Annotated in this window: 10 protein-coding genes; 1 reads left to right on the top strand and 9 read right to left on the bottom strand. The window is 40.2% G+C overall.

Going from position 1 to position 15,603, the window contains the following annotated elements:
• Positions 1–29: 29 nt before the first annotated feature.
• The gene (locus NOX80_RS03930) at positions 30–6,296 is read right to left on the bottom strand and encodes a fibronectin type III domain-containing protein (protein ID WP_256552021.1); all 6,267 of its coding nucleotides are present in this window, start codon (positions 6,294–6,296) and stop codon (positions 30–32) included.
• A 467-nt stretch (positions 6,297–6,763) separates the two neighbouring features.
• On the opposite strand from NOX80_RS03930, the gene hflX reads away from it, so the two are divergent.
• A complete protein-coding gene (gene hflX / locus NOX80_RS03925; RefSeq protein ID WP_256552020.1) occupies positions 6,764–7,993 on the top strand; it encodes a GTPase HflX in 1,230 nt (409 codons plus the stop codon).
• Positions 7,994–8,054: 61 nt separating this feature from the next.
• Here the strand turns inward: hflX and NOX80_RS03920 are convergent, their stop codons facing one another.
• The 8 genes from NOX80_RS03920 to NOX80_RS03885 form a co-directional block, all read right to left on the bottom strand.
• A complete protein-coding gene (locus tag NOX80_RS03920) occupies positions 8,055–8,927 on the bottom strand; it encodes a DUF3078 domain-containing protein (RefSeq protein ID WP_256552019.1) in 873 nt (290 codons plus the stop codon).
• 79 nt (positions 8,928–9,006) lie between these two features.
• Positions 9,007–9,510: a DUF2480 family protein gene (locus NOX80_RS03915; protein WP_256552018.1), complete on the bottom strand. Its 504-nt coding sequence runs from the start codon at positions 9,508–9,510 to the stop codon at positions 9,007–9,009.
• Positions 9,510–9,833 (bottom strand): SUF system Fe-S cluster assembly protein, encoded by a 324-nt coding sequence (locus NOX80_RS03910; protein WP_136404384.1) that lies wholly within the window; start codon positions 9,831–9,833, stop codon positions 9,510–9,512. The genes NOX80_RS03915 and NOX80_RS03910 overlap by 1 nt, the downstream gene beginning before the upstream one ends.
• Before the next feature lie 5 nt (positions 9,834–9,838).
• Complete coding sequence (locus tag NOX80_RS03905) at positions 9,839–10,258, bottom strand: SufE family protein (RefSeq protein ID WP_256552017.1); 420 nt, start codon at positions 10,256–10,258, stop codon at positions 9,839–9,841.
• Positions 10,259–10,262: 4 nt separating this feature from the next.
• A complete protein-coding gene (locus tag NOX80_RS03900) occupies positions 10,263–10,742 on the bottom strand; it encodes a hypothetical protein (protein ID WP_256552016.1) in 480 nt (159 codons plus the stop codon).
• 10 nt (positions 10,743–10,752) lie between these two features.
• A complete protein-coding gene (locus NOX80_RS03895; protein WP_256552015.1) occupies positions 10,753–11,973 on the bottom strand; it encodes an aminotransferase class V-fold PLP-dependent enzyme in 1,221 nt (406 codons plus the stop codon).
• 202 nt (positions 11,974–12,175) lie between these two features.
• Positions 12,176–15,295, bottom strand: a complete 3,120-nt coding sequence (locus NOX80_RS03890) for an efflux RND transporter permease subunit (RefSeq protein ID WP_256552014.1) — start codon at positions 15,293–15,295, stop codon at positions 12,176–12,178.
• Positions 15,296–15,298: 3 nt separating this feature from the next.
• Positions 15,299–15,598: a DUF190 domain-containing protein gene (locus NOX80_RS03885; protein ID WP_136404379.1), complete on the bottom strand. Its 300-nt coding sequence runs from the start codon at positions 15,596–15,598 to the stop codon at positions 15,299–15,301.
• Between the last annotated feature and the right edge of the window lie 5 nt (positions 15,599–15,603).

Raw genomic sequence — 15,603 nt, 5'->3', positions numbered from 1 at the left:
TCAGGCAGGTCTTTATATAATGTTACTGCTTATTTCTCTCTACTGATATAAACCCATCCGGTTTTAGTATCACCACCTTTTAACTCGATCACATAGAAATAGGTACCATCCGGTAATTCACTTCCACCTTTCGACTGACCAAACCATTGTTTAGTATATCCAGCACCATGGCTGTAAACTTCAGTACCGTAACGGTTAAAGATACTTAATTTCTCTACCTCGAAGTTCGATAGATCGAATGTATCGTTCAATCCGTCATTGTTTGGTGAAATACCTTTAGGAATAATACATGAAGCTGAAATTTCGAAACTACTTTCGTTTGTACATGTTGCAGCACCGGATCCGGTTTGAGCAAAGATGTAAACAGTTTGTGTAGTTGAAACCACTTGTCCAGCTTGTAACTGTGCTCCTGTTCCTCCTGTACCTGTGTAGTATGCATTTCCAGCCGGTAAAGCCGGTAATGTAAATCCTTCACATTCTACAGTTACATCCGGTAATGTTACAACCGAAGGAGTATTGTAGATTGTTACAGTAAAGCTATTTTCATCATTACATCCTGCAGATGTACTTGTGTAAACATACAATAATGTAGTTGCGTTAACCGGATCACCGGCATTAAGCATAGTACCTGTACCGCCCGGACCTGTATAATAATTATTATTAGCAGATAATGCCGGTAAAGTATACGCTCCACAAGATTCTACGTTAGCCGGAGCATCAGCAGTTGCTGTTTGGATCGTTACTACAAAACTACTTTGGTCTGTACAGAAGTTTGGTGCAACACCAGACTGAGCATATACATAGATAGTTTGTGACGTAGTTACTGTAGAACCAGCTGTTAACATTGTACCTGTTCCTCCTGAACCTGTATAGTAGTTCGCGAATGAAGGTAACGGTTGTAATGTATAGCTGTCACAAACAGTTGCGCTTGGCACTACCGGAGCTACAATAGTTGTTGTAATGTTTACAACGAAACTATCTTCAGCATAACAGCTCGGGTTAACCGTTGACTGTAAGTATACATAAATAGTTTGTGTTGATGTGATAGGATCACCTGCATTCAATACTGTACCAGAAGCTCCCGGACCTGTATAATAAGTACCGCTTGTTAATGATGGTAAAGTATACGAATTACATACTGTAACATCATCCGGAGCCGTAACTGTAACACCGTCGTTTGTTACAACTGTACTAACAGAGTTTGTACATCCGTCTATAGTAACTTCTAAAGTATAAGTACCTGGTTGTGATACTACGATTTGCTCAGAAGTTTCACCAGCAATAACGTTAGTACCGAAGTACCATGTGTATACTGGGTTATCAGCTGATGTATAGTTTTGAGGTGTTCCGATAATCGTTACAGTACCAGTACATACAGAGTAAGTAGCCGGCATAGTAGTGATTGGCATTCGTTTTACAACTAAATTCACCGGAATCACTCCGAAACAAGTAGCAGCATTTGCACCTTCAACTCGGATATAAATTGTTTTTGTGTTACTGTTATATGGAACAGTTGCATCAATTGCACCCTGAGCAGCAGTTGCATCAGCAGCTGAAGCATAATACGTTACGTTATAAGTAAACGCCGGGTTTTGTCCTGCAACAACCTGACTTGTTAATGTAGACAGATCAAAATCAGCAAAACCGTCATTTGATACATCATCACAAACTTTATAATCCGGCATTGTAACCTGATTAATAGTCGGTCCGAAAGTAATATTAACACTATCCGTAGGGTTGTTTGAACATGATGGTTTAGTAACCACAACGCTATATTCACCTGATTGTGTAACTGTTAATGTCTGACCTGTAGCTCCAGGAATAACGTTTGTTCCGTTATACCAAGTATACGTTGTCGCGTTAACAATTCCTGCATCTAATGTGTAAGATGTTTGTCCACATAAAATCTTATCCGGACCTAAATCCACAGTACATACGATATCACAGTTTGTCGAACCTGCACCCGGTTGTCCCTGGTTGGTTTGTGCTAATGTAATATTACCTGCACTACCATTATAGTTCGTAATCTCAATTAAGTAGTATTGACCGGCAACAGCATTCGGGATATTAAAGTTCTCCACAGATGCCGAACTATAACTACAACCTACATTCGCTCCTAAGTTACCACAACCCGCTGTTGGCGAAGTAAACGGACCGTAAGCGATGAAATCCACGTCAATTCCCTGTCCTGTAGTACTTGTTTGAGAAATCTGGAACTGTAAGTTACCGGATTGTTGTACTTGTAAGAAATACCAAGTAGGGTTTGGTGTTGTAGATAAACAAGAAACAGCTCCTAAGTTTGGTACCCCGATAGAACCTGGGAAGGTAATAGACGGTGATGTATTGTTAGCACAGAATGCCTGAGCATCAGCACATGTAATAACGGTACCTACACAAAGGTTAAATGAGAAACTTTGCGCAGTAGCTGAATTACTATATACTCGAATCAAATAGTTTTGTCCCGGTACTAAACCGTTTACAAGACTGTTATTCGGATCACTACAAACAATAGGAGTTCCTCCACATGCACTGTATACAGAATGGAACATATTATCAGTACTCAATCCTGTAGAGTTCACATTTAATAACGCAATATAGTGTTGTGTATGTGTTGCTGTAAATTCAAACCAAACGTCATCATTAGGGTTTCCACCACATGTATTTGGTAATGGAGAAGCGGTAGAACCTGCTAATGTTCCCGGTGTAGTCTGACCACAAAGTGAATCTTCATTTACCGGAACGTGAATCGGAGCAGTACATTCATCATTCGAAATTAATGTACGGAATGTTCCTTTAATTGACCACGCACTGATATCAGTAGAACTACAAATAGCTCTTACATAGAAATCATACGGTCTTCCCGGTAATAATGCCGGTGGACCACTGTATGTAAATGGCGGCGGTGTATTTACGATTACTCCTGTATCTCCAGGTGCCGGTGCCGGAGAACCAGCTGGCAATACAATTACTTCCCATTGTGTAGCCGTACCCATTTCCTGCCAGTTTAGATCAGCAGAAGTTTGTGTCATATTAGCCGCAGACAAGTTTTTCGGTCTCGGACATGTTGGTACCGGTGCACATGTTACTGTTGCATCCCATCCGCTACGTACTCCACTTCCGTCAGTTGTAAATACGAATGTTAAACACTGACCCGGTGCAGCTGATTCGAATGGCCCAGGCAAGTTGTTTGTTAAATCACCTGCGTATGTACCTAATAATGTACCTGTAGTGCCTGTTCCTTCGTAAACTCTTAAAAAGTCAAAACCTGCTTCAGTGTTAAAGCTGTTGAACTCTACAGTAACGATATCAGTCGGGTTAACCGGACAGATTGTTGTCGTTACGTTAAGGTTATTTCCATAATCACCGTTTTGTCCTCCCGGATCATAGAAATGATCTCCGGCACAGTAATTCGGTAATGTTTTACTATTTCTAGGACCAGCCCATGTACTAGAGTCTGTAGGACTACAAACCGCTCTTACATAGAAGTCATAATCTGTATTTGAAGTTAATCCACCTAATACATATGGCGGCGGAGTATTCACAGTAGCAGTAATTGCTGTACCCGGAATAGGGTTGGTATTCGGATTCGGAGTTCCTGCAGGAACGGCCATTACGATCCAACTTGTTGCTGTTCCAGCTTCAGTCCAGTTTAATTGTACCGAGTTCATCGTAGCATTTGAAACGGCTAAGTTGGTCGGTTTCGGACATGTTGGCGGTGGTCCACAAGTTACTGTAGCTTCCCATCCTGTACGCGTTCCACTTCCGTCAGATGTAAATACAAAAGTTAAACATCCTCCAAGTGTTGATTCAAATGGTCCTGGTAAATTCGCTCCGGTTAAGTTACCTGAGTAAGTTCCCAATAATGGTGAAGTTGCACTTGGTCCGTTATAAACACGTACAAAGTCAAAGTTTGATTCAGTATTAAAGCTTAAGAAATTAACTGTAACGATATCCGCTCCTGTTGGTGCACATATTGTTGTCGTTACGTTAGCATTATTTCCGTATTCAGCATTAGGTCCTCCCGGATCAAAGAAATGATCACCAGCACAGAAGTTTGGTAATGTTCTTACAGTTTTAGGACCAGTCCATGTACTTGAGTCTGTTGGACTACAAACCGCTCTTACATAGAAATCATAGTTTGTATCAGAACTCAATCCGTTCAACACATATGGCGGCGGTGTATTTACCGTAGCAGTAATAGCAGTTCCCGGAATTGGGTTACTGTTCGGGTTAGGTGTACCAGCCGGCACAGCCATTACGATCCAGCTTGTAGCAGTTCCAGCTTCTGTCCAGTTTAATCTTACTGAACTTGCATTTGGTAAAGTTGCTGTGAAATTGGTTGGTTTCGGACATGTTGGCGGTGGCCCACAAGTTACCGTTGCATCCCAACCGTCACGAACTCCACTACTATCTGATGTAAACACGAATGTTAAACATCCACCTACAGTTGACTCAAAAGGTCCTGGTAAGTTTGCACCTTCTAAGTTTCCTGAATATGTTCCTAATAATGGTGCAGCAGCAGTTGCTCCGTTGTAAACACGTACGAAGTCATAACCTGCTTCTGTATTAAACATACTAAAAGTAACAGTAACCATATCACCAGGTGTTGGTGCACAGATTGTTGTTGTTACGTTTGCACTATTTCCATATTGACCGTTTTGTCCTCCCGGATCATAGAAATGATCTCCGGCACAGTAATTCGGTAACGTTGAGAAACGTCTTGGACCTGACCACTGGCTAAAAGAACCATCCGCACATTTTACTCTTACATAATATTCATAATCTGTTCCAGATGTTAACGCTGTACCGGCAAAAGTAGTTGTAGCTGTATAAGCCGGACCACCTGTTACTGTTGTTCCAGCTCCCTGAGGAATTCCGGCACCAGCTCCTTGCACAACTACCTGCCATTCTGTTCCTGAAGTAGGGTTACTCCAGCTTAAGTTAGCTGAGTTTGTTGTAATACCTCCAACAGCTAATGCACCCGGAGGTGTACAGCTTACCTGTTGAATTACTAAAGTATATCCCGTTGTTTGCGGTGAAGCATTTGTTGAGATAACAAAATAATACGTTGTACCAGATGTTACCGGGAAGTTAGGAATATTTCTGATATTGGAAGTTGAGTTACCGATACCAGCTAAACAACTTGTTCCGATATTAGCACAGTTATTATATACGAAAATCCCCGAATACGTTGCCGTAGGAGTCATCGAAATATCAATCATACCGGTAAAAGTAGCCGTGTAAGAATACACTACATCATTTCCGGTTAAGTAGTTTGTTGTTGTTCCACAACCAGTATTACCCTGACTTCCGGTAATATTATTACCGTAGTTACCTGTATCATCTGTTGTTGAATACGGTAAATTGGCAATTGGTATTGCAGCAGCACAAGTCTGTCCTAAACTTACCGTTGTAAAATAGAACGGTCCTGCCCAGTCACTTGGAACACCACCGGTACATATAGATCGCACTCGATATTGGTAAACAGTTCCTGGTGCTATAGGCACACCTGTTGATGTTGTAGTCGCTGTATAAGGATTCGAGTTAATAAGTTGTCCCGCTCCGGTTAAAGGATCCGCAGAAGGAATCAATTCGATTTCCCATTGTGTAGAACCACTTGGATTCGCCCAAGATAATACAGCCGAGTTTGTCGTAACATTGTTTGCTACTCCACTGGCAGGATCCAGACATCGCTGAACCATGTTGATATCATCAATTACAAAACGATCTCCGTCAGCAGCAGTACCAGCTTGAGTATGCTCTCTTACAAAAGCAATATACACTTGTTGGTTTGCCGGAACTGCGGTTCCAAAGTTCACTACTTGCTCTCTGTACTCTCCTGCATTAGGATTGATTTGCGTTTCAGTCAAACTTACTATCTCTGTAGTAAAGGATGCTAAATTCGTCTGAGAAGTAGTCGATACCTTAATTTTAAGTTTTGACCCTTGATCCCCTGCACGGCCGTGAAGTGCATAGAAACGTAACTGTCCGTTAGCCGGTACAGTAACCAGAGGGGAGATTAACCAATCCTCTTCGGTGTTCCCGTTTCCAATATTTACTCTTTCAACCATGGCAGCATAATTGCCTGTGTGGGGAGGTGAAGTTGAAGAGTTGAGCGGTGTGCGTACCCAAAGGTTCGCATTTGCAGGCCCCATTCCTATGCCATTATGAGAGACTACCCAAGTTCCTCCAGGTCCTGACGGCGGAAAAGTTCCTTCAAACCCTTCCGGAAAAACCTGAGAATAACTCACAAAACTCAGTAATGACATAAGAATTAATAATGTAATTTTTTTCATAATTAATCCTATGATTTTTGATAAGTTTAATCCCCAAATATAAAATAAAATTAGCAATAACTTAACGTTATATGTTAAAATTCACAAAAAAAGCAATCATACAGCCTACTCTTTCACTATTGTTAAATTATTTTATTATCTATTTGTTAACATTTCTCAATTTTTAAAACTCCTTTTTTTAATCGTATCTAAAAAGCCGAATTTATACAAATCAGCGTCAGAATGTTTCCTTCCTATGTGATCCGCTAAAAATTCCAATCAAAGAAATAAAGAAAATATAAATATTAAAGTCTAAATAAAAGACATGATTTGGACTTTTCGCTCCATAATTTTATTTACTGCAACTACTGTTTTTTCTCAGATAAAGCATCAAATTACAACACAATTCCGCAATGTATTTTTGTTACTTTTTAATATTTATACGCATTAATGATGAATTGCTTATTTTTGTGCTTTATTAGAAAAGAATGTTAGAAAAAGAAGTAATCAATTTTGAAAAAACCGTAATCGTCGGAATTATTACCAAAGACCAGAACGAGGAAAAACTAAACGAGTATCTGGACGAATTGGAATTCCTGACTTTTACTGCTGGTGGTGAAGTTGTAAAACGCTTTTCTCAAAAGATGGATAAGCCTAATCCCAAAACTTTTGTGGGAACCGGTAAAATGGAAGAAATCAACTATTACATAAAAGATAACGATGTTAAAACTGTAATTTTTGATGATGAACTCTCTCCGGCACAGCAAAAAAATATTTCAAGAGTACTGGAATGTAAAGTATTAGACCGTACCAACCTCATCCTTGACATTTTTGCTCAAAGAGCCGAAACTTCATACGCCCGTACACAGGTAGAACTGGCTCAGTGTCAATATTTATTACCGCGACTTTCCGGTATGTGGACGCACCTTGAACGTCAGCGTGGCGGTATTGGTATGCGTGGTCCGGGAGAAACGGAAATCGAAACAGACCGTCGTATTGTTAGAGACCGAATCGCGTTATTAAAAGAAAAAATCAAAACCATCGACCGTCAGATGTCGGTACAACGAAGTAATCGCGGCGCTATGGTTCGCGTGGCTTTGGTCGGATACACCAACGTAGGAAAATCAACTTTGATGAATGCAATCGGTAAAAGTGATGTTTTTGTTGAAAATAAACTATTTGCAACACTGGACACTACCGTTCGTAAAGTGGTAATCAAGAATTTACCTTTTTTATTATCGGATACGGTTGGTTTTATCCGGAAGTTACCGACTCAATTGGTTGAATCGTTTAAAAGTACGCTGGACGAAGTACGTGAAGCGGATTTATTACTACATGTAGTTGACATTTCTCATCCTGATTTTGAAGACCATATCGCTTCTGTTAATCAGATTTTACAGGATATTAAAAGTTCTGACAAACCAACCATTATGGTCTTTAATAAAATCGATGCTTACAAACACCTGACTATTGCTGCAGATGACCTGATCACCGAAAAAACGACCAAACATTACACATTGACTGAATGGAAAAATACCTGGATGTCGAAAGTAGGCGAAAACAATGCTTTATTTATTTCGGCAACCAATAAGGAGAATTTTGAGGAGTTCCGTGAAAAAGTATACGAAGCGGTACGTACTATTCATATTACCCGTTTCCCTTACAACAACTTCCTGTATCCGGACTATAAGGATGCTGTTGAAAAAGACGACGAATAAAAAAGGCTATCCATGATGGATAGCCTTTTTTTAACCTGACAGGTTTTAAAAACCTGTCAGGTTAAAATCCGTAGTTGATTCCTACTCCCAATACCTGGCGGATCTGAAATCCTTTAAAGGCATTGTCGTCATAAATTGTCTGGAACGCCAGATTAGTTGATAAATATTTGTTGATTTTCATCACTACATTCAACTGATAATCTAAGTCTACATTTTGCGGATCTTCCAGATAATTCGAATACAGATTTAATATATTTTCAACGGATACATTTTCCATCAGGCTAAACTTATAATAAGCCGACGCATTGAATCCAAGCTCATATCGCATACTCTTTCCTTCATCAACACCAAAATAGGCTTGATTTGGCAATGTAAAGTCTTTATTTACAATGGTGATTTTCGAAGTAGCCGGAGCCAGATTCACTTTCAGGTTATCGCTTTTTTTCCATAGCATACCCGGTCCAAAAGACAGATATCCCGGTGATAAAATATTCGTGTACTCATTTCGAATTTCGGCACCGTCAGCATCTGTACCGTAAGTATATCCTTTTGTCATCTGCGTTTTAAAGTTTAGAAACGCAGAATAATACCAATATCCCGATGCCTTTTTACCTAACAATGAGTTCAGTTCCAGTCGATCATCCGTTTTTTTCTCAAAAGCCGAATTCTTCGTTCTTACAATACCGTAAGCGGCAATAATTTTATTATCCCAGGACCAGTCCCCTTTTTTATAATTAAAATCGTAGTTCACTCCCAGATTACCGGCAATATTGTTTTCACCACCGGCTACCCAGTTATTAAACGCCGATTGATTAAAAAGGAATGAAATATTTCCTTTGGTTGTCCAGTGTTTGGTAGTATCCTGAACAGGTTCCTGTGCTTGAACGGCTATAGTACCGATAAAACAAAGCAGTGTTAATGCAATTTTTCTCATAGCTAAGATTTTCTGTTTCACACAAAGTAACAAAAAATCATAAAAAAATCACAAAAAACTGTGTAAAAACCGACAAATATTACTTACGCTTGTATACGGGAACTGCCGAACAAGCCTCTCCGAACATAATACTCTTGGCAATCGGCATTAATTTTTGTGTTGCCAGTACGTAAACTTCCTGAGGAACCGGCTTTTTAGAACAGCCTTTTATAATAACCGGCTTGTCCTGATAAGCTGTATAATCCAGATTTTGTAATAATTCCTGATAAAGTGCGATTTCCATTTGAGGAATCGTTCCCCAGAAGACTTTTTGAGCAACCGGCTCCAGATAGGCTGTAATCAACATAAAAGCCCAGGCCGGAACAATCGCATCTGTTGAGCAGGATAAGGCAACAAAACCGTTTTTATAGGTCTCCCAGTCGTAATTTTTGAGTTGTTCGCGAAAATCTTTTTCACGCAAAACGAAACCTTCATACAACCATTGCGAAACGTCAATAGTGAAACGAGGTCCTTCCGGGAAATAATCCTCCAGATCAAAAACCTGAAGGGCGCTGTTTGCTACTCTGTTTACAATCTCTTCCATTACAGCATTCCTAATTCCAGTTTTGCTTCTTCACTCATCAAGTCTTTGCTCCATGGCGGATCAAAAGTGATTTCCACTTCACAGCTTTTTACCGCATCGATCGACTTGATTTTTTCTTCAACTTCCATCGGTAATGTTTCCGCTACCGGGCAGTTCGGCGATGTTAATGTCATCAGGATTTTTACATCGTTATCCTCATTAATCATTACATCATAGATAAGTCCAAGTTCGTAAATATCTACCGGGATTTCAGGGTCATAAATTCCTTTAAGGACTTTTACTACATTTTCCCCTAGATTTATAGTATCGTTAAATTCTTCCATAGCCTTTATTTTTTTGACTGAAAAGCCAAAGCATACATTTTAATTTGTTTAATCATCGACACCAGTCCGTTGGCACGTGTTGGCGACAAGTGTTCTTTTAATCCGATCGCATCAACAAAATCGGTATTCGCTTCCAGGATCGCCTGAGGTGATTGATTTGAAAAGGTACGGATCAGAATCGCGATGATTCCTTTTGTCAAAATAGCATCACTATCGGCTGTAAAAACAACATTTCCGTCTTTTTCTTCCGCGTGCAACCATACTTTAGACTGACATCCTTTTATCGTATTTTCGTCTTTTCTATACTGTTCTTCAATAAGTGGCAAACTTTTTCCAAGTTCAATAATGTACTCGTATCGTTGCATCCAGTCTTCAAACATCGAGAATTCGTCTACAATCTCTTCCTGAATCGCTTTTATTGTCATTTTATTATTTTTTGTCTGCTAATTCGTTTAGCTTATTTACAATTTTTTCAATGGCTGCCGGTGGAAAACCGTGGTCAAATGTTGGCACCGTATACGTTTCATTTCCTGCCCGTATTGTAAAATTGGCCATTGCCGCACCGTCATAAAACCGTTTTTCGGTAGGTGCTTTTAATTCCGATACCGTTTTTAAATCCAGCTTTTTAAAGCTAGTCATGATTTCATTCCATTCCGTATCCGAAAGCTTAATTACTGTTGGCAGTTCCTGATCACCTCTACTTTTAGTCACCCGCAATTCTTTATTTTCCAAAACGATTTTTCGATAAAAACCTCTTGATGAGGCATCATATTCAAAAACCGGGTTTCCCTGTTGCTGTTCCATTGTGAGTTTATTTTCAGTGGCCGTTACATCGGTCGTTTTTTTCTGCGCACAGTTACAACCGGTACAGGTGATGATAACCGCTGCCAAAAGGGTTACTAGTCTCATAGGCTTGTTTTTAGGATAACATTTGCTTTGCTTTTTTTACCGCTTCTACAAAGATATCAATTTCTTCTTTCGTATTGTAAAAGGCGAACGATGCCCGGACTGTTCCCGGAATATCGAAAAAGCTCATAATCGGTTGTGCGCAATGATGACCTGTTCTTACCGCAATACCCAATTTGTCTACAATCGTTCCGATATCATACGGATGTATTCCTTCGATATTAAATGAGATTAAAGACGCCTTATGTGCTCCGGAACCGTATATCTTAACGCCTTCTATTTCCAGCAATTTTTCCGTTCCGTATGCCAGTAGTTCCTGTTCGTAAGCTTCAATTGCATCAAAACCGATAGTATTCAGATAATCAATTGCTGTACCCAAAACAATACCGCCGGCAATATTAGGCGTTCCGGCTTCAAACTTATGCGGTAATTCGGCGTAAGTTGTTTTTTCAAATGTTACTTCTTTAATCATCTCACCACCACCTTGATACGGTGGCAATTGATTTAACCAGCTTTCTTTTCCGTATAGAATTCCAACACCGGTTGGTCCGCACACTTTATGTCCGGAGAAGACGTAGAAATCGCAATCCAGTTTTTGTACGTCCGGACGTAAATGCGGCGTAGCCTGAGCACCGTCAATTAAAACAGCCGCTCCAACCCGATGCGCTTTTTCGATAATCGTCTCGATCGGATTGATTGTTCCTAATGCATTGGATATATGATTAACAGCGATGATCTTAACTTTATCATTCAACAATCTGTCAAATTCAGCCATCACTAATTCTCCGTTCTCATTCATCGGAATTACAGCCAGACTCGCTCCGGTTCGCTCACACAACATTTGCCATGGCACAATATTACTATGATGCTCAATTGCCGAAACCATTACAACATCATCTTCATTTAGCAGGGACGCAAAACCGTTAGCTACCAGATTAATCCCGTGTGTAGTTCCGGATGTAAAAATGATTTCATGGTTATGCTCCGCATTCAGGTGTTTTTGTATTGTATTTCGTGACACTTCATAAGCATCTGTTGCCAACTGACTTAACGTATGCACACCTCTGTGAATATTGGCGTTGATTTCTTCGTAATATTTTGTTATGGCATCGATTACCACTTTCGGTTTCTGAGCGGTTGCTCCGTTATCAAAATAGACCAGTGGTTTACCGTTTACTGTTTGAGATAGTATCGGAAAATCAGCTCTAACAGCCTGAATATCTAGTTTTTTCATCTGATTCTGTTCTTTTTTTGTCAGATGGAATTCCCGACAGGCCTATTACCCGTCGCTCCATTTTTTATTAACTGCAAATTTACGGGATGTTTCTTTAAATGACGCATAAATTAAGACAGATTTAAGGCACCCGTTTTTAAAACCAAAAAGGCCAACCTGAAAACAGGCGGCCCTTAGTAAATCTGTCAGATTTTAATTTGTATTATATTTTCTTTGTCGGATGTACCCAATAGTACAAAGCCGGAATAATCAGCGGAGTAAATACTAATGTACTTAATAGTCCCCCGATAATAACTGTTGCCAGCGGGCGTTGTACATCGGAACCGATTCCGGTTGATGTTGCAGCCGGGATCAGACCCAATACCGCCAATACCAGAATGGATAAAATGGCTCGTAATTGTTCTTTTGAAACTTTTTCCACAGTATCTTTTGAACTCTCATCGCTGATTCCCACATTGGCCCTATTGAGCGCCGAGACGAGCAATACACCGGCCATTACCGAAATACCGAAGATCGAAACAAATCCTACACCGGCTGAAACGTTGAAATAATAGCCTCGCAATAACAAGGCACTGATTCCACCACCTAATGCGAACAGGATACAGGTCATGGTAATCAAGGTATCTTTAAAGTTTTTATACAAGGAGAATAACAATATAAACACTAATCCGATAGTCAACGGAATCGTTAACAATAACTGTTTTCCGGCACGTTCCAGATTTTCGTATTGTCCGCCATAAATAATCTGATAGCCTTTCGGAACCGGAATCGATTTATTGATTTTAGCTTCCAGTTCTTTCACAAAACTTACCTGGTCTCTTCCTACAATATTGGTACGTACGGTAATCATACGTTTTCCATTGTAGTGATAAATATTGGTTTGTCCCTGAATAAAACTTACATCGGCCAATTGCTCAATCGGGATTAACGCACCATTGGTAGACGTTACCAACAAAGATTTAATTTCATCAATATTCGCACGGTGTTGCGGCAGATAACGAACCATAATATCGTATCGTTTTACACCATCATACAAAGTTGTAATCGCTTTACCTCCGATAGCGGCTTCGATAATATCCTGAACATCCGATACATTAATTCCGAAACGGGCTGTTTTTTCCCGGTCAATATGAATTGACAATTGTTCCTGTGGTCCTTCCTGTTCGATGTTTACCGCCGAACTTCCTTTCATTTTGTTTACAATCGAAACAATGCTATCCGCTTTAGATCGCATCATTTGCAAATCATCACCCACAATACTCACAGCCAGATCGGCAGCACTACCGGTTACAATTTCCATTACCTGGTCAATAATCGGCTGACCGGATGAGAAACGCACACTTGGCAACGCATGTTCCAGATCGGTACGAATTAATTTTACCAGTTCTTTTTTAGCAATCGTATCGCTCCACAGTTTATAATCTTTTAATCCGATTAAAATCTCATTACGGTTGGCCGGGAACGGATCGGTTCCGTCATCGTTTCTTCCCGCCTGCGTAATGATATACGAGATTTGCGGATATTTAGCAATCACTTTTCGAATCTTAGGCGAATACGTTGCATTTTCCTGAATCGAGATCCCCGCCGGGAAATTTCCACGAATAAAAATCGATCCTTCATCCAGTTCCGGTAAAAATTCCGATCCCAGTTTTGATCCGAAAGCAATCAGTACAACAACTACCGCCATACCGATATAAACCGTACGCTTATAGCTTCCCAGTAAACCCGAAAGTAACTTACTGTATTTTTTATCCAGATAATCCAGTACAATATTTTTATGTTCTTTAACCTCGGAATCCGTATTCGAAACCACTTTGTTATATACAAATGAAATCAATACCGGAATAAGCGTTAAGGCCGCCAACATCGAACCGATAACGGCAAACGACAACGTTAAAGCCATTGGTGAGAACAGTTTCCCTTCCACTCGGGTCATCAATAAAATCGGCATATATGCCAGGATAATAATCGCTACCGAGAAGAAAATTTCGCGTCCTACTTCCTGAGCCGAAAGCATCGTAATTTTTACAATTCCTTCTTTCCGTTCCTCAATCGAGGCTTTCTTATAGCGCCTGATCAAGTGTTCGGCCATTACAACCGCACCATCCACGATAATACCAAAGTCAATTGCGCCCAATGATAATAAGTTGGCCGGAATACCGGTTAGTCGCATAATGATAAAGGCAAATAACAGTGAAAACGGAATTGTAAGCGCTACAACCAATGCACTACGCCAGCTTCCGAGGAAAAAGATCAATACGATGATCACGATACTAATCCCTTCAAACAAGGTTCTTCCTACGGTTTCAAGCGAGTGATTAATCAGGAAGCTACGATCATACATGGTACGGATCTTTACACCTTCCGGTAATTCGTGATCCTGAAGATCAGCGATACGTTGTTTTAACGCTTTTAGCACTTCACTCGGATTTTCATAACGACGTAATAATACAATTCCCTCTACACCATTGTGTACATCCACTTTTTCATCCGGGAACGTATATCCTAAAACGCCGCTTGGCGGTGGCGGCATGATCTCCACTTCACCTACATCCCGAATAAATACCGGAAGTCCGTTAGCTGTTTTTATTACAATATTTTCAATGTCTTTTTCATTCTTAATTGCTCCGAGTCCGCGTACGGCAAATGCCTGTCCGCCACGTTCAATTGTGTTTCCGCCCGAGTTGATATTATTAGCCACCACCTTTTCTTCGATATCCGAAATCTTCAGGTCGTATTTTCGCAGTTTTTCCGGAGACAATTGAATATGGAATTGCTTTAACGGTCCGCCAAAAGTTGTAATATCCGCAATACCGTCCGTTTGCAATAAATACGGTTTGATCACCCAGTCCTGTAAATCCCGGATCTGGATTGGTGTATAACTTGGCGGTGCTTCCACCACATAACGAAAGATTTCACCTACAGCAGTAGACAACGGTGCCAGTTCCACCTCAACACCATCCGGAAGATCTGCAGTTGCTAATCGTTCCATCACCTGTTGCCGTGCGAAATAATCATCCGTTCCGTCTTTAAACGTTAGTTGTACAATTCCCAAACCGAAAATTGTACGGCTTCTTCTGTCTAATACGTTTGGTGTATTTTGTAAGGCCCGTTCAATTGCAACCGTTACCTGTTGTTCCACTTCTTCGGCAGCACGACCTTTGTATTGTGCTACAACGATTACGTTAGTATCGGCAATATCCGGATACGCCTCAATTTTTAATTGCGTAAAGCAAAAATATCCAACCAGCATTAAAGCAATGCTGATTCCCACTACGATCCATCGGTTTCTGAGTGAGAATAAAAGTAAATTCTTAATCATTTTTTACCATTGTTCTACAGCGTGCGTGATAATTAAACCACCGCTGTACACGTTACGCAATTCTTTTATGGCCTCTTCTACATTTTCTTTGGTATCAACGAATGAAATTACCAATGGTGTTTCGTCAAAAGAAAATTCTCTGTTGGGTCTTTTCAGTTTCTGGTGTTTTCCGAAACCCATAAACCCGTTAAATGCTGTTGCTCCTGCTATATTCTTTTCCAACAGAAACAATAAGATGAATTCGTACAAAGGGCGTGTGCCTCTTAATTCGTCTTTGTCTATAAAAATCTGAGCCTGTACCATTGTAT

This window comes from Flavobacterium cerinum, from assembly GCF_024496085.1.
In the GTDB taxonomy this organism is placed as follows: Bacteria; Bacteroidota; Bacteroidia; order Flavobacteriales; family Flavobacteriaceae; genus Flavobacterium; species Flavobacterium cerinum_A.
The sequence above is the reverse complement of the archived record's forward strand: the minus strand, read 5'-3'. Positions and strand labels throughout refer to the sequence as shown.

Excerpts from the sequence above, each read along its gene's own strand:
- NOX80_RS03930 (WP_256552021.1), bottom strand. The coding sequence starts at position 6,296 with ATGAAAAAAATTACATTATTAATTCTTATGTCATTACTGAGTTTTGTG.
- hflX (WP_256552020.1), top strand. The coding sequence starts at position 6,764 with ATGTTAGAAAAAGAAGTAATCAATTTTGAAAAAACCGTAATCGTCGGA.
- NOX80_RS03920 (WP_256552019.1), bottom strand. The coding sequence starts at position 8,927 with ATGAGAAAAATTGCATTAACACTGCTTTGTTTTATCGGTACTATAGCC.
- NOX80_RS03915 (WP_256552018.1), bottom strand. The coding sequence starts at position 9,510 with ATGGAAGAGATTGTAAACAGAGTAGCAAACAGCGCCCTTCAGGTTTTT.
- NOX80_RS03910 (WP_136404384.1), bottom strand. The coding sequence starts at position 9,833 with ATGGAAGAATTTAACGATACTATAAATCTAGGGGAAAATGTAGTAAAA.
- NOX80_RS03905 (WP_256552017.1), bottom strand. The coding sequence starts at position 10,258 with ATGACAATAAAAGCGATTCAGGAAGAGATTGTAGACGAATTCTCGATG.
- NOX80_RS03900 (WP_256552016.1), bottom strand. The coding sequence starts at position 10,742 with ATGAGACTAGTAACCCTTTTGGCAGCGGTTATCATCACCTGTACCGGT.
- NOX80_RS03895 (WP_256552015.1), bottom strand. The coding sequence starts at position 11,973 with ATGAAAAAACTAGATATTCAGGCTGTTAGAGCTGATTTTCCGATACTA.
- NOX80_RS03890 (WP_256552014.1), bottom strand. The coding sequence starts at position 15,295 with ATGATTAAGAATTTACTTTTATTCTCACTCAGAAACCGATGGATCGTA.
- NOX80_RS03885 (WP_136404379.1), bottom strand. The coding sequence starts at position 15,598 with ATGGTACAGGCTCAGATTTTTATAGACAAAGACGAATTAAGAGGCACA.